The 25804-nt window shown below is 72.1% G+C and carries 28 protein-coding genes; 14 read left to right on the plus strand and 14 right to left on the minus strand.

Going from position 1 to position 25804, the window contains the following annotated elements:
* Positions 1-2 precede the first annotated feature (2 nt).
* Positions 3-995 (plus strand): hypothetical protein, encoded by a 993-nt coding sequence (locus tag AOA12_RS07895; protein WP_054681764.1) that lies wholly within the window; start codon positions 3-5, stop codon positions 993-995.
* A 23-nt stretch (positions 996-1018) separates the two neighbouring features.
* Here the strand turns inward: AOA12_RS07895 and greA are convergent, their stop codons facing one another.
* Positions 1019-1507: a transcription elongation factor GreA gene (greA, locus tag AOA12_RS07900; protein WP_054681766.1), complete on the minus strand. Its 489-nt coding sequence runs from the start codon at positions 1505-1507 to the stop codon at positions 1019-1021.
* Positions 1508-1648: 141 nt separating this feature from the next.
* Complete coding sequence (locus AOA12_RS07905) at positions 1649-2059, minus strand: DUF4307 domain-containing protein (RefSeq protein WP_054681768.1); 411 nt, start codon at positions 2057-2059, stop codon at positions 1649-1651.
* 144 nt (positions 2060-2203) lie between these two features.
* On the opposite strand from AOA12_RS07905, the gene AOA12_RS07910 reads away from it, so the two are divergent.
* Positions 2204-2425, plus strand: a complete 222-nt coding sequence (locus AOA12_RS07910) for a hypothetical protein (RefSeq protein WP_231637202.1) — start codon at positions 2204-2206, stop codon at positions 2423-2425.
* Here the strand turns inward: AOA12_RS07910 and trhA are convergent.
* On the minus strand, positions 2397-3101 hold the full coding sequence (gene trhA / locus AOA12_RS07915) for a PAQR family membrane homeostasis protein TrhA (RefSeq protein ID WP_054681770.1): 705 nt from the start codon (positions 3099-3101) through the stop codon (positions 2397-2399). The genes AOA12_RS07910 and trhA overlap by 29 nt on opposite strands.
* A gap of 122 nt (positions 3102-3223) precedes the next feature.
* On the opposite strand from trhA, the gene AOA12_RS07920 reads away from it, so the two are divergent.
* Complete coding sequence (locus AOA12_RS07920; protein WP_054681772.1) at positions 3224-4009, plus strand: isoprenyl transferase; 786 nt, start codon at positions 3224-3226, stop codon at positions 4007-4009.
* Positions 4010-4247: 238 nt separating this feature from the next.
* Positions 4248-5564: a PhoH family protein gene (locus AOA12_RS07925; protein WP_231637241.1), complete on the plus strand. Its 1317-nt coding sequence runs from the start codon at positions 4248-4250 to the stop codon at positions 5562-5564.
* Positions 5565-5603: 39 nt separating this feature from the next.
* Here AOA12_RS07925 and AOA12_RS07930 read toward each other — a convergent pair whose 3' ends face one another.
* The 7 genes from AOA12_RS07930 to xseA form a co-directional block, all read right to left on the minus strand.
* Positions 5604-6254, minus strand: coding sequence for a response regulator transcription factor (locus tag AOA12_RS07930; protein WP_054681776.1), 651 nt, complete (start codon positions 6252-6254; stop codon positions 5604-5606).
* Positions 6251-7321 carry a sensor histidine kinase gene (locus tag AOA12_RS07935; RefSeq protein ID WP_231637203.1) on the minus strand — a complete coding sequence of 357 codons (1071 nt, stop codon included), beginning with the start codon at positions 7319-7321 and terminating at the stop codon, positions 6251-6253. The genes AOA12_RS07930 and AOA12_RS07935 overlap by 4 nt, the downstream gene beginning before the upstream one ends.
* 14 nt (positions 7322-7335) lie before the next feature.
* Positions 7336-8733: a class II fumarate hydratase gene (locus tag AOA12_RS07940; RefSeq protein WP_054681778.1), complete on the minus strand. Its 1398-nt coding sequence runs from the start codon at positions 8731-8733 to the stop codon at positions 7336-7338.
* A gap of 66 nt (positions 8734-8799) precedes the next feature.
* Positions 8800-9444 (minus strand): carbonic anhydrase, encoded by a 645-nt coding sequence (locus AOA12_RS07945; protein WP_054681780.1) that lies wholly within the window; start codon positions 9442-9444, stop codon positions 8800-8802.
* Positions 9445-10080 carry a DUF4245 family protein gene (locus AOA12_RS07950; protein WP_054681782.1) on the minus strand — a complete coding sequence of 212 codons (636 nt, stop codon included), beginning with the start codon at positions 10078-10080 and terminating at the stop codon, positions 9445-9447.
* The gene (locus AOA12_RS07955) at positions 10080-10313 is read right to left on the minus strand and encodes an exodeoxyribonuclease VII small subunit (RefSeq protein ID WP_082406075.1); all 234 of its coding nucleotides are present in this window, start codon (positions 10311-10313) and stop codon (positions 10080-10082) included. The genes AOA12_RS07950 and AOA12_RS07955 overlap by 1 nt, the downstream gene beginning before the upstream one ends.
* Positions 10314-10864: 551 nt before the next feature.
* Positions 10865-12136 (minus strand): exodeoxyribonuclease VII large subunit, encoded by a 1272-nt coding sequence (gene xseA / locus AOA12_RS07960; protein ID WP_054681786.1) that lies wholly within the window; start codon positions 12134-12136, stop codon positions 10865-10867.
* Positions 12137-12197: 61 nt separating this feature from the next.
* Between xseA and AOA12_RS07965 the strand changes: the two genes are divergently transcribed.
* On the plus strand, positions 12198-13241 hold the full coding sequence (locus AOA12_RS07965; protein ID WP_197281078.1) for a 4-hydroxy-3-methylbut-2-enyl diphosphate reductase: 1044 nt from the start codon (positions 12198-12200) through the stop codon (positions 13239-13241).
* The gene (locus tag AOA12_RS07970; RefSeq protein ID WP_054681788.1) at positions 13238-13750 is read left to right on the plus strand and encodes a DUF6264 family protein; all 513 of its coding nucleotides are present in this window, start codon (positions 13238-13240) and stop codon (positions 13748-13750) included. The genes AOA12_RS07965 and AOA12_RS07970 overlap by 4 nt, the downstream gene beginning before the upstream one ends.
* A gap of 148 nt (positions 13751-13898) precedes the next feature.
* Here the strand turns inward: AOA12_RS07970 and fbaA are convergent, their stop codons facing one another.
* Positions 13899-14930, minus strand: coding sequence for a class II fructose-bisphosphate aldolase (gene fbaA / locus AOA12_RS07975; RefSeq protein ID WP_054681790.1), 1032 nt, complete (start codon positions 14928-14930; stop codon positions 13899-13901).
* A 189-nt stretch (positions 14931-15119) separates the two neighbouring features.
* Between fbaA and AOA12_RS07980 the strand changes: the two genes are divergently transcribed.
* The 6 genes from AOA12_RS07980 (at position 15120) to AOA12_RS08005 (ending at position 21353) form a co-directional block, all read left to right on the plus strand.
* Positions 15120-15824 (plus strand): FadR/GntR family transcriptional regulator, encoded by a 705-nt coding sequence (locus AOA12_RS07980; RefSeq protein WP_054681792.1) that lies wholly within the window; start codon positions 15120-15122, stop codon positions 15822-15824.
* A 173-nt stretch (positions 15825-15997) separates the two neighbouring features.
* The gene (locus AOA12_RS07985; RefSeq protein WP_054681794.1) at positions 15998-17434 is read left to right on the plus strand and encodes a four-carbon acid sugar kinase family protein; all 1437 of its coding nucleotides are present in this window, start codon (positions 15998-16000) and stop codon (positions 17432-17434) included.
* 47 nt (positions 17435-17481) lie between these two features.
* A complete protein-coding gene (locus tag AOA12_RS07990) occupies positions 17482-18378 on the plus strand; it encodes an NAD(P)-dependent oxidoreductase (RefSeq protein ID WP_054681796.1) in 897 nt (298 codons plus the stop codon).
* Between the two features lie 33 nt (positions 18379-18411).
* Positions 18412-19851 (plus strand): GntP family transporter, encoded by a 1440-nt coding sequence (locus tag AOA12_RS07995; protein WP_082406076.1) that lies wholly within the window; start codon positions 18412-18414, stop codon positions 19849-19851.
* Between the two features lie 145 nt (positions 19852-19996).
* On the plus strand, positions 19997-20989 hold the full coding sequence (glpX, locus tag AOA12_RS08000) for a class II fructose-bisphosphatase (protein WP_054681799.1): 993 nt from the start codon (positions 19997-19999) through the stop codon (positions 20987-20989).
* 178 nt (positions 20990-21167) lie between these two features.
* Positions 21168-21353, plus strand: coding sequence for a hypothetical protein (locus tag AOA12_RS08005; protein ID WP_054681801.1), 186 nt, complete (start codon positions 21168-21170; stop codon positions 21351-21353).
* A 7-nt stretch (positions 21354-21360) separates the two neighbouring features.
* Here AOA12_RS08005 and AOA12_RS08010 read toward each other — a convergent pair whose 3' ends face one another.
* Positions 21361-22659 (minus strand): DNA recombination protein RmuC, encoded by a 1299-nt coding sequence (locus AOA12_RS08010; RefSeq protein WP_054681803.1) that lies wholly within the window; start codon positions 22657-22659, stop codon positions 21361-21363.
* Positions 22660-22717: 58 nt separating this feature from the next.
* Complete coding sequence (locus tag AOA12_RS08015; RefSeq protein WP_054681806.1) at positions 22718-23302, minus strand: exonuclease domain-containing protein; 585 nt, start codon at positions 23300-23302, stop codon at positions 22718-22720.
* A gap of 77 nt (positions 23303-23379) precedes the next feature.
* Between AOA12_RS08015 and AOA12_RS08020 the strand changes: the two genes are divergently transcribed.
* Positions 23380-24129: a class I SAM-dependent methyltransferase gene (locus AOA12_RS08020; RefSeq protein ID WP_054681808.1), complete on the plus strand. Its 750-nt coding sequence runs from the start codon at positions 23380-23382 to the stop codon at positions 24127-24129.
* 48 nt (positions 24130-24177) lie between these two features.
* Entirely contained in the window at positions 24178-25251 is a 1074-nt protein-coding gene (gene ychF, locus AOA12_RS08025) for a redox-regulated ATPase YchF (RefSeq protein WP_054681810.1), read from the plus strand.
* A gap of 105 nt (positions 25252-25356) precedes the next feature.
* Here the strand turns inward: ychF and AOA12_RS08030 are convergent, their stop codons facing one another.
* Positions 25357-25773, minus strand: a complete 417-nt coding sequence (locus tag AOA12_RS08030) for a barstar family protein (protein WP_054681812.1) — start codon at positions 25771-25773, stop codon at positions 25357-25359.
* Positions 25774-25804 lie beyond the last annotated feature (31 nt).

The following is a 25804-nucleotide window of genomic DNA, read 5'->3' on the forward strand; positions in this document are numbered from 1 at the left end:
GCGTGGCGGTGGCAGGCGGCTGGCTCGACGACGCCGTGAGCGGGCTCGCGCAGGGACCCGTCTACGTCTCGCCCGACGTGCGCGACCAGGCGGGGCTGAGCGACGCGCTGCGCGCCGTCGTCCCCCAGGACGGCAGCATCGGCGTCGTCGTGCTCCCCGCCGACGCGCGGCACGAGGTCGTCTACCAGGCGTACCCGATCGATCGCATGCTCGACGGCAGCGACTACGACACCGTCGTCATCGCGATCGGCAGCGACCTCATGGCCGGCTCGCGCGTCATCGACAGCGCGACCGCCCTGAGCATCGCCAACCAGGCCGAGGCCGATGCGGGCAGCGACCTGACGGGGGCGCTCACCGAGACGGTGCAGCAGATCGCCGACGAGCTGCCCTCCGGCGCGCCGGCGTCGCCGGGCGGCGATTGGATGCTCCCCGCCGTGATCGCGGGCGTCGTCGTGGTCGCCGCGGGCGCGGGGGTCGTGGCCGTCGCCCGCCGGCGTCGCCGCGCGCGCACGCCGTCGGGCCGCATGCCCGCGCGCATCCGGGCCGCCGTCGAGCGGCTCTCGGCGCTGCGCTCCGAGTACGCGCGGCGCGCACGGGCCGGCGACGCGACGGCGGCGCGCGTGGACGCCGAGCTCGCGCGCATCGTCGCGAACGTGCCGCAGCTGTTCGCACGCCTCGACGCCAAGGGCGGCGCCGACCAGCGCGCGCTCGCGGAGAACGAGTACGCCGACAAGCTCGGACGGCTGCTGGCCGCCGTGTCGAACGACTATCTGCTCGACCTGCTGGCGCACCCCGACCTGTGGGAGGACCCGCAGCAGCGGGTCGCCGAGGTGCTGGAGGCCCTGGAAGCGGTGTCGGTGCAGCTCGTCGACAACATCAAGCAGGTCAACGCACGCCACGCCCTGCGCTTCCAGGTGTCGCTCGACTCGCTCGTCGGGCGCGAGGAGCTGCGCGACTGGGAACGCCAGTTCCGCCGCGCGACCGACGGTGCGTGAGGCGGACGACGGGTGTCGTCGCCTCAGCCCGTGTAGGTGTCGACCTTGACGACCTCGACGGCGATCTCGCGTCCGTTGGGGGCCGTGTACGACGCCTTGTCGCCCTCCTTGAGGCCGATGATCGCGGCGCCGAGGGGCGAGGCCTCGCTGTAGACGTCGAGGTCGGAGCCGACGCCGATCTCGCGGCTGCCGAGCAGGAACACCTCTTCGCCGCCCGCGACGATCGCGGTGACGACGGTGCCCGAGCGCACGGTGCCGTCCGACTCGGGCGCCTCGCCGACGGTCGCCTCCTTGAGCAGCTTCTGCAGCGTGCGGATGCGCGCCTCCTGCTTGCCCTGCTCGTCCTTCGCGGCGTGATAGCCGCCGTTCTCCTTCAGGTCGCCCTCTTCGCGCGCCGCCTCGATGCGCTTCGCGATCTCCTCACGGCCGATCGTCGTGAGGTGCTCGAGTTCGGCGGCGAGCCGGTCGTAGGCCTCTTGCGTGAGGAAGGTCGCCGTGCTGTCGCTGGCCACGTCTTCTCCTTTGGTCGTCGTGAAACGGGTCTTCGTGAAAGCGGCCGTCGTGGACGACCGCGTCGATCCCGGCAGCTAAGCCAAACGCCCCGGCGTCGAGCCAGGGCGCACAGATGTCAGATCGAAGATGTTCGGAACAGCTTAGGGGATCCAGCACGCCTTGACAAAAGCGGTCGTCGCCTCGGCGACCGTGGGAACGGTCTCGGTGAAGATCCGGCTGTGCGCGGCGTCGGCCGGATACTCGACGATGCGCCAGCCGACGACGCCGTGCTCGGCGTCCTGCGCCTCGAGCGCGCACGCGACCGGCACGTCGGGCCGGGTGGTGATCTGGAAGCGCAGCGTGATCTCGTGCGCCGTCGGCGGCTCGAAGCCGAGGTCGATCGCGTCGGCGGTGCGCAGCGACGACGCGATGGTCGACCAGACCGTGACGCCCAGCGCCGCCCCGGCGACGATCACGACGCCGGCGACCCACCAGCGCGTGCGGCGCTGCGAGCTGCGCCGGCCGTAGCGGTCGGCGAGCAGCTCTGCGTGGGCGGCGGTGTCGGTGCTCATGTGCTCTCGATGCGGGAGGGACGGTGCGAAAGGAGTTCCAGGGGCCGATTAGGCTGGTGGTCCTAGGCTACCGCCGAACGAGAGCAGAGGTTGATGCACGTGTCGATGTCATGGATTCTCAGCGCGACAGTGCCGACCCCCACGATGACCGTCGATCCCGAGTCGGTGACGCCGGGCTTCGCGGGGTTCGTCGCGATCGCGATCCTCGCCCTCGCGGTGGTCGCGCTCGTGCTCGACATGCTGCGCCGGGTGCGCCGGGCCAAGTACCGGTCGATGATCAACGAGGAGCTCGACGCCGAGCTCGCGGAGCAGCAGGGCTCGTCGGCCACGGGGACGGCTACAGGGGAGAGCCCAGCGAAGGAGTGACCGGCGTCAGCGTGATGAGCAGGCACGCGGTCCAGTGGCACAGGAACGCCAGCACGGTGCACACGTGGAAGATCTCGTGGAAGCCGAAGTGGTCGGGCCACGGGTTCGGGCGCTTGAGCGCGTAGATGACGGCGCCCACCGTGTAGAGCAGGCCGCCGACGATCACGAGCACCATCATCGCGACGCTGGCGTTCAGCAGGTCGCCGAGGTACATGACGGCCGCCCAGCCGAGCGCGAGGTAGAGGGCGACGTAGAGCCAGCGCGGCGCGCCGATCCAGAACACGCGGAAGAGGATGCCGAGGATCGCGCCGCTCCAGACCACGACGAGCAGGATCGCGCCCTTCTCCGGCGGCAGCGCGAGCACGGCGATCGGCGTGTACGTGCCCGCGATGAGCAGCAGGATGTTGGCGTGGTCGATGCGCTTGAGGACGGCCTTCGTCAGCGGCTTCCAGTCGAACCGGTGGTAGAGCGCCGAGTTGCCGAACAGCAGCAGCGAGGAGATCGTGAAGACGGTGCACGCCCACGTCGCCGCAGCGCCCGTGGCGAGCACGATGAGCACGATCCCGGCGGCGATCGCGACGGGCAGCGTGCCCGCGTGGATCCATCCGCGCCATGAGGGCCGGAGCTCCGCATGGGCGCTCTCGGCGGCCGCGTCGAGAAGCGGCAGCTGGGGCATCTCGACCCCGTCATCGGTGAGATCTCGTTCCACGAGAAGAGCCTACGCGTGCACGTATACCGCGGCTTACATACGGCCGCCGCCTGCGACGTTCGCACGGGCGGAGGCGATAGCGTGGGGGAGTGAAACCCTTCGGCACCGGCGGGGGGCCGGGCCCCCTCTACCGCCTCTACAGTTCGCGGCTGCGGCGTCAGCTGACCCCGGGGGAGGTGCCCCACCACGTCGCGATGATGATCGACGGCAATCGCCGCTGGGCCCGTCAGGCGGGCTTCGCGACGGTCGCCGACGGGCACCGGGCCGGCGCCGCCAAGATGCACGAGTTCCTGCGCTGGTGCGACGGCCTCGGCATCCGCGTCGTGTCGCTCTACCTGCTCTCGACCGACAACCTGCGCAAGCGCGACTCCGCGGAGCTCGCCGACCTGATCGAGATCATCGCCGACCTGGCCCGGTCGCTCTCGCACGAGCGCAACTGGCGGGTGCAGCACGTCGGCCGCGCCGAGGCGCTGCCCGACGACCTCGCCGAGACGCTGCGGGAGGCCGCGCAGCGCACGGCGGGCAACACCGGCCTGCACGTCAACCTCGCGGTCGGCTACGGGGGACGCAGCGAGATCGTGGATGCCGTGCGCAGCATCATCGCGCAGCACGGCGAGCGCGGCGGCACCCTCGACGAGCTCGCCGCCAGCCTGACGCCCGAGCAGATCGGGGAGCACCTCTACACGGGCGGGCAGCCCGACCCCGACCTCGTCATCCGCACGTCGGGCGAGCAGCGCCTCAGCGACTTCCTGCTGTGGCAGTCGGCGCACTCGGAGTTCTACTTCGTCGAGGCGCTCGGGCCCGACCTGCGCGAGGTCGACTTCCTGCGCGCGATCCGCGACTACGCCACGCGGGACCGTCGCTTCGGCGGCTGACGCCGCACGGCGCGTGCCGAGCGCGCCACCAAAAATTCACCGGCCGGAAACGCGGTGCCGCGTGTCGCGATTGGCGTGCCGTGCGCGGGAGACGTAGCTTGGCCTCATCGGGCACGGTGCCCGGTCGAGTCGGCCTCTCACGACTCGGGACAACGGTCGACTCGTAGGTGCCGGGGAAACCCCGGGGCAGGAGCGGGTTGTGACCACACAAGCACTTCAGACGCAGCACCCCACCGAGATCGACACCGTCGTGTCGGCCGACGAGCGGACGCGCACCTACGTGATCGACACGTCGGTGCTGCTGAGCGACCCGGGTGCGTTCTTCCGCTTCGCAGAGCACACGGTCGTCATCCCCGTCGTGGTCATCTCGGAGCTGGAGGGCAAGCGTCACGATCCGGAGATCGGGTACTTCGCCCGGCAGGCGCTGCGGCACCTCGACGAGCTGCGCATCGAGCACGGCCGTCTCGACGTGCCCGTCCCCGTCGGCGCGGGCGGCACGCTGCGCGTCGAGCTGGCCGGCACCGACGCCGCCGTGCTGCCCTCCGGCATGCGCCTCGGCGACAACGACAGCCGCATCCTCGCGGTGGCCGCGAGCCTCGCCCTCGAGGGCGAGGGCGTCACGATCGTCTCCAAGGACCTGCCGATGCGGGTGAAGGCGGCCTCGCTCGGCCTGCACGCCGAGGAGTACCTCGCCGAGCAGGCCGTGGACAGCGGCTGGACCGGCGTGGCCTCGATCGACGTGTCGGGCGACGAGATGAGCGACCTGTACGAGAGCGAGGTGGCCACGCACGACGCGGTGCGCGGCCTGCCGGTCAACACGGGTCTCGTGATCCACTCCGAGCGGGGATCCGCGCTCGGCAGGGTGAACGGCGACGCGTCGTACCGGCTCGTGCGCGGAGACCGCGACGTGTTCGGGCTGCACGGGCGCTCCGCGGAGCAGCGCATCGCGATCGACCTGCTGCTCGACCCCGACGTGGGCATCGTCTCGCTCGGCGGACGCGCCGGCACGGGCAAGTCGGCGCTCGCGCTGTGCGCGGGCCTGGAGGCGGTGCTGGAGCGCCAGCAGCAGAAGCGCATCCTCGTCTTCCGGCCCCTGTTCGCCGTCGGCGGCCAGGAGCTGGGCTACCTGCCCGGCGACCAGAACGAGAAGATGAACCCGTGGGGCCAGGCGGTCTTCGACACCCTCGGCTCCGTCGTGTCGGGCAACGTGATCGAGGAGGTCGTCGACCGCGGCCTGCTCGAGGTGCTGCCGCTCACGCACATCCGCGGGCGCTCGCTGCACGACGCGTTCGTGATCGTCGACGAGGCGCAGTCGCTGGAGCGCAACGTGCTGCTGACGGTGCTCAGCCGCATCGGGCAGAACTCCCGCGTCGTGCTGACGCACGACGTCGGCCAGCGCGACAACCTGCGCGTGGGGCGGCACGACGGCATCGCCTCGGTCATCGAGACGCTCAAGGGACACGACCTCTTCGGCCACGTCACGCTCACCCGCAGCGAGCGCTCCGCGATCGCGGCGCTCGTCACCGACCTGCTGGAGGCGCGCGAGCTCAGCTGAGCCGAGGGCGGCGGGGGATGCCGGTGGCGGGGCAGCGCCTCACGGCCACCGGTATCCCTCGCCGCGCACGGTCTCGATGCAGCCGGGGCCGAACTTCGTGCGCAGGTAGCGCACGTAGACGTCGACGACGTTCGAGCCCGGGTCGAAGTCCATGCCCCACACGCTGCGCAGCAGCGCCTCGCGCGTGAGGACCTCGCCCGGATGCCGCAGGAACTGCTCGGCCAGCGCGAACTCTCGCGCCGACAGCACGACCTCGCGGCCGCCGAGCGTCGCCCGGCGGGCGAGCAGGTCGAGGGCGACGTCGCCGCGCGTGAGCGCCGACACCTCGCCGCGCTCGCGCAGCCGTGAGCGCACGCGTGCGCGCAGCTCGACGACCGAGAACGGCTTCGGCACGTAGTCGCTCGCCCCGGCGTCGAGCCCCTCGACGGTGTCGGCGGTGGCGCTGCGGGCCGTGAGCATGATGACCGGCATCGTCTCGCCGCGCGCCCGCAGATGCCGCAGCACCTCGAAGCCGTCCATCGTCGGCAGCCCCACGTCGAGCACGATGAGGTCGATGTCACCCGCCTCCACATGGTCGAGCGCCTCCGGACCGTCCTCGGCCGTGACCGTCTCGTGGCCGTCGGCGGCGAGGCCGCGCGTCACGAGCGAGAGGATGTCGGGCTCGTCGTCGACGACGAGGATGCGTGTCATGGGTTCGCCTCTCGTTGCTGCAGCACGTCGCCGGCGCGCACGGGGGCGGGCAGGGCGGCGGAGGTGCCGATCGGGATCTCCAGCGTGAAGGTCGCGCCGCCGCCGGGCGTGTCGGCCACGCGGCAGGACCCGCCGTGCGCCTTGGCGATCGCGTCGACGATCGCGAGCCCGAGCCCGGAGCCGCCGACGGTGCGGCGGCCGTTGCCGCGGTCGAAGCGCCGGAAGATGCGATGGCGCAGCGCCGGCGGCACGCCGGGGCCGTGATCGCGCACCCAGAACTGCGCCGCGGCGGCGTGCGCGGCGCAGCCCACCTCGATGGGCGTGCCCGCGGGGGTGTACTTCGCGGCGTTGTCGGCGAGCTGCAGCCACGCCTGCAGCAGCCGGTCGCGGTCGCCGCGGATGACGGCATCCGACGTCTCCTCGATGCTCCACGCGTGGCCGGGGATCACCGCGACGAGCTCGAAGAGGCGGGCCGACAGCGTCGGCAGGTGCACGTCGCCGATCTCGACCTGCCCCGCCTCCACGGTCGCCAGCACGTCGATGTCACCGATGAGCCGGGTCATGCGGTCGAGCTCGGCGATGCCGAGCTGACGCACCGCGTTGACGTCGTCGCCGTCCGCGGCGTCCATGATCTCGAGGTGGCCGCGCACGATCGTGATCGGCGTCTTGAGCTCGTGCCGGATGTCGTCGAGCAGACGGCGCTGCGCCTGGAACGACGCGTCGGCGCGGTCGGTCGCGGCCGTGTCCTCGTGGGCGGCCGGCAGCGGCGCGGGCGGCGTCTCGGGGGAGGGCGCGGCGGGCGGTGCGGTGCGCTCGTGCGCGACGGGCTCCGGCGACGGCGCGAGGGCTCCGGCCAGCACCCAGGCGAGGGCGCCGGCGGTCGCGGTCGTCAGCGTGCCCCCGATCGCGAAGAGCACGACCGGGAGCCACGCCAGCGAGCCGCCGCGGACGACGATCGGCAGCACCAGGGCCAGCGCCGTAAGGGCGAAGCCCGTGCCCACGACGACCGCGACCAGCGCGGCGATGCGCAGTCGCATCGCGCGCCGGTCGGTCGTGCCTTCCGTCATCCGGCGCCGATCGATCAGCCCGGGTGGGTCATCGACAGCAGGTCGAGCTTCTCGTCGAGCTGCGCCTCGGTGAGCTCGCCGCGCTCGACGTAGCCGAGGTCGATGACCGCCTCGCGCACCGTGATGCCCTTGGCGACCGAGTGCTTGGCGATCTTCGCGGCGGCCTCGTAGCCGATGAGCTTGTTGAGCGGGGTGACGATCGACGGCGACATGCCGGCGTAGGCGGCGGCGCGCTCGACGTTGGCCTCGAGGCCGTCGATCGTCTTGTCGGCGAGCACGCGCGTCGCGTTCGACAGCAGGCGGATCGACTCGAGCAGCGCGGTGCCCATGACCGGGATCGCGACGTTCAGCTCGAACGCGCCCGACGCGCCGGCCCATGCCACGGTCGCGTCGTTGCCGATCACGCGGGCCGCGACCATCAGCACGGCCTCGGGGACGACGGGGTTGACCTTGCCCGGCATGATCGACGAGCCCGGCTGCAGGTCGGGGATGTGGATCTCGGCGAGTCCCGTGTTGGGCCCCGAGCCCATCCAGCGGATGTCGTTGTTGATCTTCGTGAGCGACACCGCGATCGTGCGCAGCGCGCCCGAGGCCTCGACGAGGCCGTCGCGGTTGGCCTGCGCCTCGAAGTGGTCCTTCGCCTCGGTGATGGGAAGCTCGGTCTCGGCCTGCAGCAGGGCGATGACCTTCTGCGGGAAGCCGAGGGGGGTGTTGATGCCGGTGCCGACGGCCGTGCCGCCGAGGGGCACCTCGCCCACACGCGGGATCGTCGACTGCACGCGCTCGATGCCGAGGCGGATCTGGCGGGCGTAGCCGCCGAACTCCTGGCCGAGGGTCACAGGCGTGGCGTCCATCAGGTGGGTGCGGCCCGACTTGACGGCATCCTTCCACAGCTCGGCCTTGGCCTCGAGCGCGACGGCCAGGTGATCGAGGGCGGGGATGAGGTCGTCGATGAGGGCCTGCGTCACGGCGATGTGCACCGAGGTGGGGAACACGTCGTTCGACGACTGCGAGGCGTTGACGTGGTCGTTGGGGTGCACGGTCGCGCCGAGCTTGTCGGTGGCGAGGGTCGCGAGCACCTCGTTCATGTTCATGTTCGACGACGTGCCCGAGCCGGTCTGGTAGGTGTCGACGGGGAAGTGCTGGTCGTAGCGGCCCGTGACGACCTCGTCGGCCGCCCACGCGATGGCGTCGGCGATGGCGCCGTCGAGCGTGCCGAGCTCCTTGTTCGCGAGGGCCGCGGCCTTCTTGATGCGCGCGAGCGCCGCGATCTGCGTCGACTCGAGCCCCTTGCCCGAGATGGGGAAGTTCTCGACGGCTCGCTGGGTCTGGGCGGCGTAGAGCGCATCTTTGGGCACGCGCACCTCGCCCATCGTGTCGTGTTCGATGCGGTACTCGACGGCGTCGGTCATGGCAGTCACGTCCTCGTTTCTTGCGTTCGTTGATGCGGAGTGCGGATGGAGGTCAGGATTCCGGGGTCAGGACTCTTCCGGCAGGCCGACGGCGACGGCGGGAACCACCGCGCCCTGGGCGAGGCGATAGTTCGCGCCCACGATCGCGAGGCGTCCCTCGCGGACGGCCTCGCTGATCAGATCCGACGAGTGCAGGAGGTCGGCGACCGTGTCGCGCAGGTGCTCGCGGCCGACCTCCTCCGCGTCGACCGCCTCGGGTACCGTGACGGCGCCCGAGCGCATGACGCGGCGCACGGCCGGCACGATCGGGGCGATGTGCTTCCAGATGTGCACCGGCAGCGTCGGCGCGTCGATGCCCGTCGAGTCGATCGCGGCGCGCACGGCGCCGCACTCGTCGTGCGCGAGCACGATGATGAGGGGCACGTCGAGCACCGCGACGGCGTACTCGATGCTGCCGATGACCGAGTCGGAGATGACCTGACCCGCGTTGCGGATCACGAACAGGTCGCCCAGGCCCATGTCGAAGATGATCTCGGCGGCCAGGCGCGAGTCGGAGCAGCCGAACAGGGCGGCGATCGGCGTCTGCGTGTGAGCGAGCTCGTTGCGACGGTCGACGTTCTGCCGCGGATGCCGCGGGGCTCCTTCGACGAAGCGGGCGTTGCCCTGCTTCATCGCGTTCCAGGCGTCGCGCGGCGTGCGGACCTCGCTCATTCAGTTCCCTCTCTGCAGGGCGCGGATGTCATCGGCGAGCGCGGCGGCGATGAGCGCGGCGTCGTCGGCCGTGGTCGGTCCGGCCAAGACGACGATATCGCCGCCGACGCGGGTCGACAGCCCGTAGGTCACCTCGGTGCCGCGTGACGTCGCGACGTCGTACTCGTCCCAGACGACACCGTCGATTGCGACGGTCCCGGTCGGGGCGAAGCCGCCGACCGTCTCGGTGACCCACCGCTCGTCGTCGGCGGGCGCCTGCGTGAGGCGCACGAAGCCCTGGTCGGAGTCGAAGACGTCGGGGGTGAACACGACGACCCAGGCGGCGCGCTCCATGCGGGCGGTGTTCGCGCGCCAGCCCTCGGGGACCTCGGGGGCGAGGAAGGTGCGGCCGAGCCCGGCCTGGGCGGCCTCGGCCGCCGCCGCGACGTCGACGGACTCCTGGCCGGGCAGTGAGCCGCGCGGCACGCCGAAGATGACGATCGCGACGACGACGAGCGTGACGCCGAGCGCGACGAGGAGGTTGCGGAAGGTCTGGCTCGAGCGGTAGGCGCGCGACGACGCGGCCTTGCGCGCCGCGGTCTCGTCGGGCGTCTCGGGGCGGCCGAGCTCGGCGACGACGCGCGGGGTGGATGCCATCAGTCCTCCGTGGTCTCGGCCGACGGACGGGCGGCCTGCAGGCGCTGCTTGGCGCCGAGCAGCCACTCGTCGCAGCGCGCGGCGAGCGCCTCGCCGCGCGTCCACAGCTCGAGCGACTGCTCCAGCGTGGGCGCGCCCTGCTCCAGCTCGGCGACCACGCGCACGAGCTCATCGCGAGCCTCCTCGAACGAGAGGCCCGCCACATCGACGAGGTCGGCGGTCATGCCCTCCATCCTACGGCGCCCCGCCGACACGCTGTGCCCGCCCGGACGGATGCCCGCACCCACCCCCGCTGGTTGAGCAGCGCGAGCAGCGCGCGTATCGAGACCTGTGTAACGGTCCGTGGGAAGGGTCTCGATACACTCGCGGCTCCGCCGCGAGCACTCGACCAGCGGAGTGTGGGTAGGGGGCGATGACGGCGTGGGGGCGATGGTGGTGACCGGTGCCCCCCACGCCCGCTGGTTGCCCGCGACCCCCGCTGGTTGAGTAGCGCGCGTCAGCGCGCGTATCGAAACCCGTGTATCGGTCCGTGGGAAGGGTCTCGATACACTCGCGGCTCCGCCGCGAGCACTCGACCAGCTGGAGGAACCAGCGGGAGGAAGATGCCCAGCGTCGGCCCCACGCCCGCTGGTTGAGTAGCGCGCGTCAGCGCGCGTATCGAAACCCTTCCCACGGTCCGTTACATCGGTCTCGATACACCCGCGGCCGCGCCGCGGGCACTCGACCAGCGGGGTGGGAGGAGGGGCTGTGGCGTGGGCACTTGACCAGCGGGGTGGGGATCGGACTACCCGTCTTCGGGGATCTCGCCGTCGGAGCGGGCGGCGAAGGAGCCGCGGGCGACGGTGACGGTCACGGCGGTGCCGGCCGGGGCCTGCGCGGCGTCGCGCACGATCGTGCCGTCGCCGGTGTGGGCGATGGCGTAGCCGCGGGCGAGGGTCGCACCGGGGGAGAGCGCGCGCAGGCCGGCGCGCAGCTCGGCCGTTCGCCGCTCGGCGGTCTCGAGCCGTCGCCGCATCTGGTCGCGGCCGCGCGAGACGAGCGTGAACAGCTCGTGCGCACGCCCTGTGAGCATCGACTCGGGGTCGCGCAGCGCGGGGCGGGAGCGCAGCTGCTCGAGCTGGGCGATGTCGTGCGCCACGCGCTGCGCGAGCCGTGTGTAGGCGCGGCTGCGCAGCTGCTGCACGAGCGCGCGCTGCTCGGCGACGTCGGGCACGATCTTCTTCGCGGCGTCCGTCGGCGTCGACGCGCGCAGGTCGGCGACGTCGTCGAGCAGCGGGTGGTCGTTCTCGTGACCGATCGCCGAGACGACGGGCGTGGATGCCGCCGCCACCGCGCGCACGAGGCGCTCGTCGCTGAAGCCCATCAGCGTCTGCGGGTCGCCGCCGCCGCGCGCGATGACGATGACGTCGACCTCGGGATCGGCATCCAGGGTCTGCAGCGCGGCGAGCACCTCGGGCACGCATCGCTCGCCCTGCACGGCGACGTGCACGGTGCGGAAGCGCACCTGCGGCCAGCGCAGCTCGGCATTGCGGTGCACGTCCTTCTCCGCGTCGCTGCGCTCGCCCGTGATGAGGCCGATCACGCCGGGCAGGAAGGGGACGGGCCTCTTGCGCGACGCGTCGAACAGGCCCTCCGACCGCAGCTGCGCGCGCAGCCGCTCGAGGCGCTCGAGCTGGTCGCCGAGGCCCGTGTGCCGCATCGACGAGACCGTGAAGGTGAGGTCGCCGGTCTTGATGAAGTAGTCGGGCTTGACACACGCGACGACGCGGTCGCCCACCTTCAGGTCGTCGGTGACGCGCTGCAGCGTCGACGACCAGAGCCGGAACGAGAGCGCCGCATCGGTCTCGGCATCCTTGAGACGCCCGAACACGTGCCCGCCGCGCAGGTTCCACGAGGTGATCTCGCCCTCGACCCACACCGCGCCCCAGCGCTGCACGAAGTCGCGGATCGTCTCGTTGAGGCGCGACACCGACGTGGGCGCCTGCGGCGACGAATCGCGCGGGTGCACGGCGTCGGGGGGCGCGGTCTCGCCGGCCTCGGCCTGGAACGACGGCATCTGACCCCTTCCGGGCGCTTCTCTCGGGTACGGCTCAGACGGGCGTCGATAGGATCGAGACGTGAGCTCGACCACCGTCTCCCTGCCGGCACCGCGCGTGCCGGGGCCGCGCGGACGGCTCCAGAATAACCCGGTGCCCGGACACAAGCGCGTGCTCCTCGCCGCGCCGCGCGGCTACTGCGCGGGCGTCGACCGCGCCGTGGTCGCCGTCGAGAAGGCGCTGGAGCAATACGGCGCCCCCGTCTACGTGCGCAAGCAGATCGTGCACAACATCCACGTCGTGCGCGAGCTGGAGGCCCGCGGCGCGATCTTCGTCGACGAGGTGGATGCCGTGCCCGAGGGATCCACGGTCGTCTTCAGCGCGCACGGCGTCGCGCCGGCCGTCGTCTCGGCCGCCGCGGACCGCGACCTGCACGCGATCGACGCGACGTGCCCGCTCGTCACGAAGGTGCACCGCGAGGCGGTGCGCTTCGCACGCGACGACTACGAGATCCTCCTGATCGGCCACGCCGGCCACGAGGAGGTCGAGGGCACGGCGGGCGAGGCGCCCGACCACGTGACGATCGTGAACTCGCCCGACGAGGCCGACACGGTCGAGGTGCGCGATCCGTCGCGCGTCGTGTGGCTGTCGCAGACGACGCTGTCGGTCGACGAGACGATGGAGACGGTGCGGCGCCTGCGCGCGCGCTTCCCGCAGCTGAGCGATCCGCCGACGGACGACATCTGCTACGCGACGCAGAACCGTCAGGTCGCGATCAAGAAGGTCGCGACCGGCGCCGATCTGGTCATCGTCGTCGGCTCGGCGAACTCGTCGAACAGCGTGCGTCTCGTCGAGGTCGCGCTGGAGCACGGCGCGAAGGCCGCGCACCGCATCGACTACGCGCACGAGATCCGGCAGGAGTGGCTCGACGGCGTCGCCACCGTCGGCGTGACGAGCGGCGCCTCGGTGCCCGAGGTGCTCGTGCGCGAGGTGCTCGAGGAGCTCGCCGGCGCCGGCTACCGCGACGTCGAGGAGGTGCGCACGGCGCACGAGGACCTCATGTTCTCGCTGCCGAAGGAGCTGCGCCAGCAGGGCGAGGCGCGCGGCGGACGGTCGCGTCCGTGAGCACGCCCGACGAGCCGCGGCCCGTGCCGCAGTACGGCGAGTACGCGACCCCCGAGCAGCAGCGGGCGGCGATCCGGCAGCCGCTGCCGCAGGCCCCGCACCCGGCTCCCGAGCCCGAGCGCGCCACGACCACGGCGGCGCGGCCCCGGCGCACGGCCGATCGCGTGCTGACGATCGCGCTGCTCGCCTACGGGCTGCTGACGGTGCTCACCGCGATTCCGCAGCTGCTCGACTTCCAGGGCTTCGTCGACGCGTGGATCGACGTCGCCGGCGTCGACGCCGAGTTCACCAACTTCGCGCAGGGGCGCGTGTGGGGGCACATCGGCGCGGTCGTGTTCGGCCTCGGGTGGGTCGTCACGGCCCTGGCATCCGTGCGCGCGCTGCGCCGCGGGCGCGTGGCCTGGTGGATCCCGCTCGTCGGCGCGATCGTCACGTTCCTGATCGCCAGCATCTGCCTGAGCGTGCCGATCCTCGGCGACCCCGGCATCGCCGCGCACTTCGGCCGCTGACCGGCCGTCGGCGCCGCTCGCCCGGCATCCACCGGCATCCATCCCGCTCACCGCAGCAGGAGAAATCACGGGGGCAGGACGTTTCCGCTGGAATTGTCCTGTCCCCGTGATTTCTCCTGTATCTGCGCGGTGCGGGCCCGCGCGAGGATCAGGCGCTGATCGAGTTGCCGACCGAGCCGAGCTGCTGCGTCGCCTCGACGACGCGGGCGGCCATCGCCGACTCGGCGACCTTGCCCCAGGCGCGCGGGTCGTACTGCTTCTTGTTGCCCACCTCGCCGTCGACCTTGAGCACGCCGTCGTAGTTCGACAGCATGTAGCCGGCGACCGAGCGCGTGAACGCGTACTGCGTGTCGGTGTCGATGTTCATCTTGATGACGCCGTTGGCGACCGCCGTGGCGATCTCCTCGGCGCTCGAGCCGCTGCCGCCGTGGAAGACGAGGTCGAGCGGCTTGGGGCCCGTGCCGAACTTCGCGGCGATGCCCTCCTGGATCTCGCCGAGCAGCTCGGGGCGCAGCTTGACGTTGCCCGGCTTGTAGACGCCGTGCACGTTGCCGAAGGTGAGGGCCGCGATGTAGCGGCCGTTCTCGCCGAGGCCGAGCGCCTCGACGGCCTGCGTCACGTCGCCGAGCGTCGTGTAGAGCGCGTCGTTCGAGCCCTCGTGCTTGACGCCGTCCTCCTCGCCGCCGACGACGCCGATCTCGACCTCGAGGATCGCGTTGATGTTGCGCATGCGGGGGAGCAGGTCCTTGGCGATCTCGATGTTCTCGGCGAGCGGCACCGCGGAGCCGTCCCACATGTGCGACTGGAAGATCGGCTCGCCACCCGCCTTGACCTCTTCCTCGCTCGCGGCGATGAGCGGCAGCACGAAGCCGTCGAGCGCCTCCTTCGGGCAGTGGTCGGTGTGCACGGCGACCGTGATCGAGTAGTTCTTGGCGACCTCGCGCACGTAGCGGGCGAAGGCGATCGCGCCCGTGGCGCGCGCCTTGACGGTGTGGCCCGCGAAGTAGTCGGCACCGCCCGTGCTCACCTGGAGGATGCCGTCGGAGCCGGCCTCGGCGAGTCCCTGGAGCACGGCGTTGACCGTCTGCGAGCTCGAGACGTTGATCGCGGGGAAGGCGAACCCGCCGGCCTTGGCGCGGTCGAGCATCGCTGCGTACTGGTCAGGGGTGGCGATGGGCATGTCAGCTCCTCGGATCGACTGTGGTGAGCGCTTCCGACTCTATCCACTTTGTCCGCTCGGCTGGGAGCGCGGCCGGGGAAAAACGGCCCTTCGCCGCGGCATCGCGACATGCGGCGCCGACGCTCCTGGATAGGCTGGTCGCGGAGCCGGGGACCCCGGGGCGGGAGAATGCGAGAGGGTGGCGCACGGATGGCACGCAAGTCGCTCGTGAACGTCGTGGCGGACGCCCTGCTCGACCGCATCGTCGCGGGCGAGCTGGACGTCGGCGCGGCGCTGCCCAGCGAGGCGGAGATCGGCGAGGAGTTCGAGGTCAGCCGGGTCACCGTGCGCGAGGCGCTGCGCGTGCTCACGGCGCAGGGCGTCGTGCAGGTGGCGTCCGGCATCGGCTCGTCGGTGCGGCCGATCGACGAGTGGCGCTCGATCGACGCGCTCGTGCGCTATCGCTCGGCGCACGCCGACGACGGCGACGTGGCGGTGCAGCTCATCGCCGTGCGGCGCATGTTCGAGACGGAGGCGGCGGCCCTCGCGGCGACCCGGCTCTCGGACGAGGCGCTCGTCGAGCTCGACGGGTGCATCGACGGGATGCGGGATGCCAGCGCACGCGGCGACGTCGACGCGTTCGTCGCGGCGGACCTGCGCTTCCACGACGTCATCATGCGCGGCTCGGGCAACATCTTCCTGGCCGCGCTGTTCGACCCGATCACCCGCGTGCTGGCCGAGCGGCGCGCCGAGACGTCGCGCGTCCCCGAGATCCAGAGCCACGCGATCGCGGAGCACCGGCGGGTGCTCGAGGCCCTGCGCGCCCGCGACGAGGCGGCGGCGCGCACGGCGATGGACCTTCACATGCAGCAGACGCTGGACGACCTGACGCACTACGTGCTCGGCCGCGACTGAGAGCTCCGCCGCGGCAAGGCTCCGGTGGGGCCGAGGCTCCGGCGGCGCGGCAGCCCGCGGCATCCCCGCGACGGGTGGGGAGGAGCGGGTTGACGGCGACTGCTTTGTCTTCTATCCTGTATGACACCTGCTAGCAGGTAGCTGACAAAGAAGTCTCAGACACCGGAGTTGCCATGAACCTCGACACATTGCTGGCCTCGTACCCTGAGCCGCGCCCCGTCGACCCCGATCGGATCGCCGAGCTGGTCCGCGAGGCCGGCCGCGTGCTCATCGTGCTCGACGACGACCCCACGGGGACGCAGTCGGTCGCCGACCTGCCCGTGCTCTCCGGCTGGACCCCGGCCGACTTCGAGTGGGCGTTCGACTCCGGCGCGCCCGCCGTCTACGTGCTCACCAACTCCCGCAGCTTCGACCCCGAGACCGCCGCCCGCATCAATCGCGAGGTCGTCACCGGCGCCGTCTCCGCGGCGCGGGCCCGCGGCATCCGGGTCGCGTTCGCGAGCCGCGGCGACTCCACGCTGCGCGGCCACTTCCCGCTCGAGCCGGACACGATCGCCGAGACGCTCGCCGAGCTGGGGGAGAAGCGGCCCGACGGCGTCCTGCTCGTCCCCGCCTTCCCCGACGCGGGACGCATCACGATCGGCGGCATGCACGGCATGGCCGACGGCGACGCCTTCACGCCCGTGGGCGAGACCGAGTTCGCGCGCGACTCGACGTTCGGCTACCGCTCCTCGCTCCTCGCCGACTGGGTCGAGGAGAAGACCGGCGGCGACGTCTCGGCCGACGCGGTCGTCGTGCTCGCCCTCGACACGATCCGGGCCGGGGCGGATGCCGTCGCCGACGCCCTCCTCGCCGCGCCCGCCGGCAGCGTGCTGGCCGCCGACGTCGTCGTCGAGGACGACCTGCGCCAGCTCGCCCTCGGCCTGGAGCAGGCGGAGGCCGCCGGCCGCGACTACGTCTACCGCGTGGGTCCGCCGTTCGTCCGCGCGCGCATCGGCCAGGAGCAGCGCCCGCCGATCGAGATCGACGACAGCGGCGCCGAGACCGCGCCGGGCGGCCTCGTCGTCGTCGGCTCGCACGTGGGGCTGACCAGCCGCCAGCTCGCGCACCTGCTCGCGCACCGTCCCGCCGCCATCGTCGTCGAGCTCGACGTGCCGTCCGTGCTCGACCCGGCCACCGCGCGGGACACGATCGACGCCGCCGTCGCGCGCGTCGTCGAGGGCATCGCGTCGGGCGACGTCGTCTTCCACTCCAGCCGCACCCTCGTGCGCACCGACGACCCGGACGAGAGCCTGGCGATCTCGCGGAAGGTCTCCGACGCCCTCGTCGAGGTGGTGCAGCGCACGATCGCCGCGCGCCGGCCGCGCTTCGTCATCGCCAAGGGCGGCATCACCTCGAGCGACGTCGCCAGCCGCGGCCTGCAGATCGCCCGGGCGACCGTTCGCGGCTCGCTCTTCCCCGGCCTGGTCTCGGTCTGGCAGCCCGCCGACGGCCCCGCCGCCGGCATCCCGTACATCGTCTTCGCCGGCAACGTCGGCGGCGAGACGACCCTCACGGAGGCGGTCGAGAAGCTCTCGATCTCCGCCTCCGGCGCTCCCGCGCAGGGCTGACCGCCCGCCATCCCCTCCACCCCCTCAGAGAAGAGAGAAGGACCACCATGACAACGACGACGGTCGCCGTCCTGGGACTCGGCGCCATGGGGCTTCCCATGGCCACGCGTCTCGCCGAGACCATGCCCGTGCGCGGGTTCGACATCGCCGAGGCGCGGCTCGCGCTCGCCGAGGCGGCCGGCGTGGCCCGCTGCGCATCGGCCGAGGACGCCGTCGCCGGCGCCGACGCGGTGCTGCTCGCGGTGCGCGACTCCGCGCAGCTGGACGACGTGCTGTTCGGCGACCGCGGCATCGCCGCCGCGCTCCGCCCGGGAGCGATCGTGATCCTCACGAGCACGGTCGGCACCGACGGCATCCAGAGCGTCGCCGCGGCGCTCGCCGAGCGCGACATCGACCTCGTCGACGCGCCGCTGAGCGGCGGCCCCGCCCGCGCCGGCGCCGGCGACCTGCTCATCGTCGTGGGAGCGACGCCGCAGGCCCGGGAGAAGGCGCAGCCCGTGCTCGAGCGGCTCGCCTCCACGCTCACGGTCGTCGGCGACCGGCCCGGAGACGGCCAGGCGCTCAAGACGGTCAACCAGCTGCTGTGCGGCGTGCACATCGCCGCGGCCGCCGAGGCCCTCGCCCTCGCCGACGCCCTCGGGCTCGACGCCGAGCGCACGCTGGAGGCGCTCGGCGCGGGCGCCGCGGCATCCTTCATGCTCGGCAACCGCGGCCCGCGCATCCTGCAGGCGTACGACGACGGGGGAGCCGAGGTGCTCAGCCAGCTCGACATCTTCGTCAAGGACATGGGCATCGTGAACAAGGCCGCCCGCGCGGCGCGCCTGGCCACGCCGATCGCGGCGGCCGCCGAGCAGCTCTACCTGCTCGGTGCCGCCCAGGGCCTCGGATCCGCCGACGACTCGGCGGTCATCCGCGTCGTCGCGCCGCAGCGCCTCAGCAACTGATCCACCCCGCCTCGAACGTCGAAGGAGACACTCGTGCCTACACCCTTGCTGCTCGCGATCGGCGCGGCGGGCATCGCCCTGCTGCTCGTGCTGATCGTCCGCTTCAAAGTCAACGCCTTCCTGGCGTTGCTCATCACCAGCGTGCTCGTCGGTCTCGCGACCGGCGTGCCGCTCGCGAACGTGCCCGCGACCGAGACGACCCCCGAACGACTCGGCATCATTCCGGCGATCATCGCCGGGATGGGCGGAACGCTCGGCTCCGTCGCCATCCTCGTCGCGCTGGGCTCCATGCTCGGCCGCATCATCGAGCTCTCGGGCGGCGCCTCGAGCCTCGCGGGGCGCTTCACGAAGCTGCTCGGACCGCGCCGCGTGTCGGGGGCGCTCACCGCGGCGGCGCTCGTGCTCGCGATCCCGGTCTTCTTCGACGTGGGATTCATCATCCTCGTGCCGATCGTCTACGGCTTCAGTCACGCCGCGGGCCTCAACCCGGTGAAGTTCGGCCTGCCGATCGCGGGCATCATGCTCGCGGTGCACGTGGCGGTGCCGCCGCACCCGGGAATCGTCGGCGGGGCCGCGCTGCTCGGCGCCGACGTGGGCTGGCTCACGATCCTCGGCATCCTCATCGCGATCCCGCTCGGCGTCCTGGCACACTTCGTGTCCAAGGTGCTGAACCGTCGTGAGTACCCCATGCTCGCGAGCACGAAGGAGATGTTCGACGCGTTCGGCGGCGGCGACGAGGTCGACGCCGCCGGTGCCTCCGCCGCGAAGACTGCGACGAAGACCCTCGCTCCGCCGTCGGCGGGCATGATCCTGACGCTCATCATCACCCCGCTCGTGATGATCGGCCTCGGCACGACGGCCGCGACGCTGCTTCCGGCCGACTCGGCGCTGCGCGCCGTGCTCGGCTTCATCGGTGCGCCGGTCTTCGCGCTGCTCGTGACCGTCGTGCTCGCCGGCTACTTCCTCGGCATCCGCCGGGGCTGGAGCGCCGCGCACCTCTCCGACGTGTTCGAGGGCGCGCTCCCGCCCGCCGCGATCGTCATCCTGGTCACGGGCGCCGGCGGCGCGTTCGCCAGGATCCTGACGGAGTCGGGCATCGGCAAGGCTCTGGCCGACACGCTGCTCGCGACGGGGCTGCCGATCATCCTCATGGCCTTCCTGGTCTCGCTCGCGCTCCGGGCGGCACAGGGCTCGGCGACGGTCGCGATCCTGACGACCGCCGGCCTGCTCTCGAGCGCGATCACCGGCGGCGGCTACTCCTCGCTGCAGATCGTGGTCATCGCGCTCGCGATCGCGTTCGGCGCCCTCGGCCTGTCGCACGTCAACGACTCGGGGTTCTGGGTCGTGACCCGCTACCTCGGACTGAGCGTCAGCGACGGCCTGCGCAGCTGGACGGTGCTGACGACGGTGCTCGGCGTGGCGGGCTTCCTGATCACGAGCGTCATCTGGCTCGTGGTCTCGGCCGCCGCGTAGGCCATGGGTCCGGGCGCGGGACGACCTGCGCCCGGACCCTCCGGCTCTCATGAGCCCTCTGCAGAGAGAAGAAACCAGAATCCTTCGCACTCGGACCGGCGAAAGCCGCCGTGGAGGGATCGATCGAATGAGTAGGCTAGCGAACATGGTGAGTCTGAAGGCCGACATGAGCCCCCTGCATCCCGACCGCAACCTCGCGCTCGAGCTCGTGCGCGCCACCGAGGCGGCGGCGATTCGCTCGGTGCCGTTCATCGGCCGAGGCCAGAAGGAGCTCGCCGACGGGGCGGCCGTCGACGCGATGCGCGCGTTCCTGCAGACCGTCGACTTCGCCGGCGTCGTCGTCATCGGCGAGGGCGAGAAGGACAACGCGCCCATGCTCTACAACGGCGAGCAGGTCGGCACCGGCGACGGCCCGCAGTGCGACATCGCCGTCGACCCGATCGACGGCACCACGCTGACGGCCGAGGGGCGCAACAACGCGCTCTCGGTGCTCGCGGTCTCCGATCGCGGCTCGATGCTCGACGCATCGAGCGTGTTCTACATGGACAAGCTGGTCACGGGCCCCGCGGGCGTCGGCGTCGTCGACATCCGCCTGCCGATCGGCGAGAACATCCGCCTGCTCTCGAAGGCGATCGGCAAGCCCGTCGACGAGATCGTCGTCTCGGTGCTCAACCGCCCCCGGCACGCCCGCATCATCGAGGAGATCCGCGAGGCCGGTGCCGGCACGCGCCTCATGAGCGACGGCGACGTCGCCGGCGGCATCAACGCGGCGCGTCACAACGCGCGCACCGACATGTGCGTCGGGGTCGGCGGCAGCCCCGAGGGCATCGTGACCGCGTGCGCCATCAAGGCGCTGGGCGGCCACATCCAGGGCCGGCTGTGGCCGCGCGACGACGACGAGCGTCAGCGGGGCATCGACGCCGGTCTCCGCGTCGGCGACGACGAGGTCTACGAGGCCGACGACCTCGTCAAGGGCGACAACACGATCTTCGTCGCGACGGGCGTGACCAACGGCGAGCTCGTCGCGGGCGTGCGCCGCGAGGGCGACTACATCTACACGGAGTCGGTCGTGCTGCGCGGCCGGTCGGGAACGCTGCGCCGCATCTCGTCGGAGCACCTCACGTCGAAGTGGCTGTGACGGTCTTCGGGGACTGATCGGCCGAAGATCACGTTTTCGCGGCTTCCCGGTCGCGCTCAGGGTTCGTGCCGCGGGCTCTGGCACAATGGGCCGCGGTGTGCGGCGCATCCGACTGACCACTACCGGTCGGCACGGCGCGTCGGGCGCCCGCGCATGAGGTGATCCACGAGAGGCAGTCATGTCCGCAGCATCCGAGCAGCCGCAGGTCCGTCCCGTCTCCGACGACCCGGCACGGCGACCCGACGTCCTCCTCCGCCGTCGCATGCCCGACGGGCACCAGGTGAGCGCGTGGTGGATGATCGGCGCGTTCGCCTTCGTGACCGTGGGCGTCGTGCTCATGCTGAACGTCTTTCCCGCGAGCTGAGGGGCCTTCACGGGGTCAGCCGTGACCTCAGCTCGCCGATCTCGGCGGCCGTCCCCTCCTCCCGGGGCGGGGCAGCGTCGTCCTGCGCGTGCAGCAGCTCGGGAGCCGTGAGCGGTCGCGTGCCGCGATCGATGACCGCCGGCGCGGCGACGGCGTCGAGTCTCGTGTCGTCGATGCCCGGGAACTTGCGCGCCGTCACGAGCACGCGCGTCTCGAGCGAGCCGACGAACCGGTTGTAGCTGTCGACCGTGCGCTCGATGGCCCGCCGCAGCTCGTCGGCGTGCGTCGTGAGCGAGCCGAGCCGGCGGTACAGCTCGGTGCCCAGGTCGAACAGGCGCCGCGCCTCCGACGACACGTCGTGTTGGGTCCACGTGTACGCCACGGTCTTGAGCACCGCCCAGAGGTTCACGGGCGAGGCGAGGGCGACGCGCCGCGAGAACGCGTAGTCGAGCAGCGTCGGGTCCTCGTCGAGGGCGGATGCCAGCAGCGACTCGCTCGGCAGGAAGCACACGACGAACTCGGGGCTCGCCGTCAGGCCTGCCCAGTAGCTCTTCTTCGCCAGCGCGTCGACGTGCGCCCGCACCGCCGCGACGTGCGCGGCGAGCAGCGACGCGCGTCGCGTCGCCTCGGCGCCGGTCGCGGTGACGGGGATCTCGCTCGCCGCGAGGTAGGCGTCGAGCGGCGCCTTCGCATCGACCGCGAGCGCCTTGCCGCCGGGCAGGCGCACGACCATGTCGGGTCGTCCCGCGCCGGCGTCGCTCGTGACGGTCGCCTGCAGCTCGAAGTCGACGTAGCGGGTGAGCCCCGCCGCCTCGACCACGCGACGCAGCTGCGTCTCGCCCCACACGCCGCGCACCGAGCCCGAGCGCAGCGCGCCCGCCAGCGACTCGGTCGTCGCGCGCAGCGCCTCGTTCTGCTCGGCGGTGCGCCGCAGCTGCTCGGCGACCGAGCCCAGCTGCTCGTGCCGCTCGCGCTCCAGCTGGTCGACGCGCGTCTGCATGGCCTGCAGGCTCTCGCTCACGGGGGCGAGGGCGCGCAGCACCAGCTGCTCGCGCCGCTCGCGCTCGTCGCGGGCGGCCTGCTCGTCGCGCGCCCGGTCGGCGAGCTCGCGGGTCAGCGTGCGCTGCTGGTCGAACTGCGCGGCGAGCGCCGCGTACGCGGCCTCGTTCGCCGCGAGCTTCGCGGTGAGCGCGGCGCGCGCCGCCTCGCCGCGTGCGGCGCCGCGCGCGGAGGCGGCGAACCACCCGGCGAGGAGCCCGGCGAGCAGGCACAGCACGGCGAGGGCGACAGAGGCGACGGCATCCATGACCTCAGCATGCCCGCACCCTCCGACATCCGCCGGAGCCCGCCCCGCGGGGAGCGGATCAGGCCGCCGCAGGGGCGGCGGCGGGCAGCTGCGACAGCCGCAGCCCGAGGGCCGCCGCGAGCTGCGCGACGTCGCCGGCACGCGCGCGCCGGGCGGCGTCGATCACGATGTGCGCGCACGCGAGGGCGTCGGAGACGGCGTCGTGGTGCCGCAGATCGGTGAAGCCGGCCGCGGCGGCCGCGAGCGGCAGGCGGTAGGAGTCGAGCGCGTAGGTCTTGCGCGCCACCTGCACGCTGCAGAGGTAGCGATAGGGTTCCCACGCCGAGCCGGTGGCCTCGCACGCGCTGCGCAGCACGCGCATGTCGAACCCCGCGTTGTGCGCGACGAGCACGTCGGCGCCGACGAACGCGGCGAGATCGGGGAGCTGATCTGCCCAGCCCTTGGCGTGGACGACGTGCTCCGCGGCGATGCCGTGGATGCCCGTGTTGAGCTCGAAGAACCGGTCGTGGCCCGCCGGAGGACGGATGAGCCAGCCGGCCCGATCGACGACGCGGCCGCCGCGCACGCGCGCGAGCCCGACCGCGCACGCCGACGCGCTCGAGGAGTTCGCCGTCTCGAAGTCGATCGCAGTGAACTCCAGCATGGCTCCAGCCTCGCTCGCCGACGCCGATCCGCGCGACAGGCGCGCCGCGGGACGGCGACCCCGCGTAGGGTCGAAGCATGGCGAACGCGGACGACCTGGCGACATCATTCGGGCAAGCGGCCGACGTCTACGAGCGGGGACGTCCCGAGTATCCGGCCGAGGCCGTCGCGTGGATGCTGGAGCCGGTGCGCCGGCATGACCGCTGGCCGCGCGTCGCCGACGTCGGCGCGGGAACGGGCAAGCTCACGCGCGCCCTCGTCGACGCCGGGGCCGAGGTCGTCGCCGTCGACCCCGACGCCGACATGCTCCAGGCACTGCGCGACGCGGTGCCCGGCGTGCCCACGTTCGTCGGCGCCGCCGAGCGGATGCCCCTGCCCGACGCGGCCCTCGACGCCGTCGTGCTGGGGCAGGCGTGGCACTGGGTCGATCCCGCCGCCGCATCCGCGGAGGTCGCGCGCGTCGTGCGCTCCGGCGGTGTGCTGGGGCTCGTCTGGAACGTGCGCGACGAGGACGTGCCGTGGGTGCATCGGCTCACCGGCATCATGAAGGGCAGCAACGCCGAGCGCATGCTCGCGGCCGGAGACCCGCCCATCGCGGCGCCGTTCGCGGGGCTGGAGCGTGAGACCTGGCGGTGGTCGCGGGCCGTGACGCGCGAGACCCTCACCGCGATGGTGCGCTCCCGCAGCTACATCATCACGGCGCCCGACGACGAGAAGGCGCGCATCGACCGCGAGACCGCCGAGCTGTTCGACGAGATCGGCGCCGTGGGCGAGCGGCTGGTCGAGCTGCCGTACGTCACGCAGGCGTTCCGCAGCATCCGCCCGTAGCGGCCGCCCGGCACGGGCGCGGGCCATCCGCCGGTAGGCTGGGTGCCCGTGGCTCTCACCATCGGAATCGTCGGTCTCCCGAACGTCGGCAAGTCGACCCTCTTCAACGCCCTCACCAAGAACCAGGTGCTCGCGGCGAACTACCCGTTCGCGACGATCGAGCCGAACGTCGGGGTGGTGAACCTCCCCGACCCGCGTCTCGACACGCTCGCCGGGATCTTCGGCTCCGAGCGCATCCTGCCCGCCGCCGTGTCGTTCGTCGACATCGCCGGCATCGTGCGCGGAGCGAGCGAGGGCGAGGGGCTCGGCAACCAGTTCCTCGCGAACATCCGCGAGGCCGACGCGATCGCGCAGGTCGTGCGCGGCTTCGCCGACGGCGACGTCGTGCACGTCGACGGCAAGGTCGACCCGGCATCCGACATGGAGACGATCAACGCCGAGCTGCAGCTCGCCGACCTGCAGACCCTCGAGAAGGCCATCGCGCGCTACGAGAAGGAAGTGCGCGGCAAGAAGCTCGACCCCGTCGTGCTCGAGACCGCGAAGGCCGCGCAGGACGCCCTGCAGCGCGGCGAGCTGCTGTCGGCGACGGGCATCGACCTCGGGCCGATCAAGGAGCTGGGGCTGCTCACCGCCAAGCCCTTCATCTTCGTGTTCAACGTCGACGAGGCCGTGCTGACCGACGACGTTCGCAAGGCCGCGCTCGCCGCCCTCGTCGCCCCCGCGCAGGCCGTGTTCCTCGACGCGAAGATCGAGTCGGAGCTCATCGACCTCGACCCCGAGGATGCCGCCGAGCTGCTGGCGTCGACGGGTCAGACCGAGTCGGGTCTCGACCAGCTCGCGCGCATCGGCTTCGACACCCTCGGCCTGCAGACCTATCTCACGGCCGGGCCGAAGGAGGCGCGCGCCTGGACGATCGGCAAGGGCTGGAAGGCGCCGCAGGCCGCGGGCGTCATCCACACCGACTTCGAGAAGGGCTTCATCAAGGCCGAGGTCATCTCGTTCGAGGACCTCGTCGCGACCGGATCCGTCGTCGAGGCCCGTGCGAAGGGCAAGGCCCGCCTCGAGGGCAAGGACTACGTCATGCAGGACGGGGACGTGGTGGAGTTCCGCTTCAACGTGTGACCCGGGTCGGTCATCGAGCGATCAAAGCGGATAGAAACGGGCCGAACTCCCGGATGGCACGCGCAGAGCGGTGACGTCGAGGGACTCGGGCGTGCGTCGATGCGGTCAGTCCAGTTCCAGGCGAACGTCCGGGTCGTGTGCGGCGAACACGTCCTGGACGATCTCGAAGTAGGTCTTCCCCTCGCCGGACATCAGCGCGTCCCGTTGCGCACGGATCGCTCGCACGTCGAAGGAGTGCGGGTGACGGAGCTTGTCCTCAAGCCAGCGCTCGGTCGCTGCCCGGCCGAGGGCTTCCCGACTGCGCCCGTGATCCGCCCAGACGAACACCGTCGGACCGACGGCGCTTCTCGGGCTGAAGCGGTACAGCACGTCGTCGAGCGCATCCAGGCTTGCGCCGAGCTCCCAGTCCTCCTCCTTCATCAGCAACGCGTTCAGCTGCGCGTACAGATCCTCGATCGTGTCGATGCGGGCACCCTCGATGCGGAACACCTGAGCGGAACCGCCACGGGACTCTTCGGCCATGCTCCGAGTCTGACAGACGCCGCGCGCACCG

Source organism: Microbacterium sp. No. 7 (assembly GCF_001314225.1).
Classification (GTDB): domain Bacteria; phylum Actinomycetota; class Actinomycetes; order Actinomycetales; family Microbacteriaceae; genus Microbacterium.

What these genes read in the sequence shown, in the direction of transcription:
- AOA12_RS07905 (WP_054681768.1), bottom strand. Translation starts at nt 2,059, where the DNA reads ATGAGCACCGACACCGCCGCCCACGCAGAGCTGCTCGCCGACCGCTAC.
- AOA12_RS07910 (WP_231637202.1), top strand. Translation starts at nt 2,204, where the DNA reads ATGACCGTCGATCCCGAGTCGGTGACGCCGGGCTTCGCGGGGTTCGTC.
- trhA (WP_054681770.1), bottom strand. Translation starts at nt 3,101, where the DNA reads ATGCCCCAGCTGCCGCTTCTCGACGCGGCCGCCGAGAGCGCCCATGCG.
- AOA12_RS07930 (WP_054681776.1), bottom strand. Translation starts at nt 6,254, where the DNA reads ATGACACGCATCCTCGTCGTCGACGACGAGCCCGACATCCTCTCGCTC.
- AOA12_RS07935 (WP_231637203.1), bottom strand. Translation starts at nt 7,321, where the DNA reads ATGACGGAAGGCACGACCGACCGGCGCGCGATGCGACTGCGCATCGCC.
- AOA12_RS07940 (WP_054681778.1), bottom strand. Translation starts at nt 8,733, where the DNA reads ATGACCGACGCCGTCGAGTACCGCATCGAACACGACACGATGGGCGAG.
- AOA12_RS07945 (WP_054681780.1), bottom strand. Translation starts at nt 9,444, where the DNA reads ATGAGCGAGGTCCGCACGCCGCGCGACGCCTGGAACGCGATGAAGCAG.
- AOA12_RS07950 (WP_054681782.1), bottom strand. Translation starts at nt 10,080, where the DNA reads ATGGCATCCACCCCGCGCGTCGTCGCCGAGCTCGGCCGCCCCGAGACG.
- AOA12_RS07955 (WP_082406075.1), bottom strand. Translation starts at nt 10,313, where the DNA reads ATGGAGGGCATGACCGCCGACCTCGTCGATGTGGCGGGCCTCTCGTTC.
- xseA (WP_054681786.1), bottom strand. Translation starts at nt 12,136, where the DNA reads ATGCCGTCGTTCCAGGCCGAGGCCGGCGAGACCGCGCCCCCCGACGCC.
- fbaA (WP_054681790.1), bottom strand. Translation starts at nt 14,930, where the DNA reads ATGCCCATCGCCACCCCTGACCAGTACGCAGCGATGCTCGACCGCGCC.
- AOA12_RS07980 (WP_054681792.1), top strand. Translation starts at nt 15,120, where the DNA reads ATGGCACGCAAGTCGCTCGTGAACGTCGTGGCGGACGCCCTGCTCGAC.
- AOA12_RS07985 (WP_054681794.1), top strand. Translation starts at nt 15,998, where the DNA reads ATGAACCTCGACACATTGCTGGCCTCGTACCCTGAGCCGCGCCCCGTC.
- AOA12_RS07990 (WP_054681796.1), top strand. Translation starts at nt 17,482, where the DNA reads ATGACAACGACGACGGTCGCCGTCCTGGGACTCGGCGCCATGGGGCTT.
- glpX (WP_054681799.1), top strand. Translation starts at nt 19,997, where the DNA reads ATGGTGAGTCTGAAGGCCGACATGAGCCCCCTGCATCCCGACCGCAAC.
- AOA12_RS08005 (WP_054681801.1), top strand. Translation starts at nt 21,168, where the DNA reads ATGTCCGCAGCATCCGAGCAGCCGCAGGTCCGTCCCGTCTCCGACGAC.
- AOA12_RS08010 (WP_054681803.1), bottom strand. Translation starts at nt 22,659, where the DNA reads ATGGATGCCGTCGCCTCTGTCGCCCTCGCCGTGCTGTGCCTGCTCGCC.
- AOA12_RS08015 (WP_054681806.1), bottom strand. Translation starts at nt 23,302, where the DNA reads ATGCTGGAGTTCACTGCGATCGACTTCGAGACGGCGAACTCCTCGAGC.
- AOA12_RS08020 (WP_054681808.1), top strand. Translation starts at nt 23,380, where the DNA reads ATGGCGAACGCGGACGACCTGGCGACATCATTCGGGCAAGCGGCCGAC.
- AOA12_RS08030 (WP_054681812.1), bottom strand. Translation starts at nt 25,773, where the DNA reads ATGGCCGAAGAGTCCCGTGGCGGTTCCGCTCAGGTGTTCCGCATCGAG.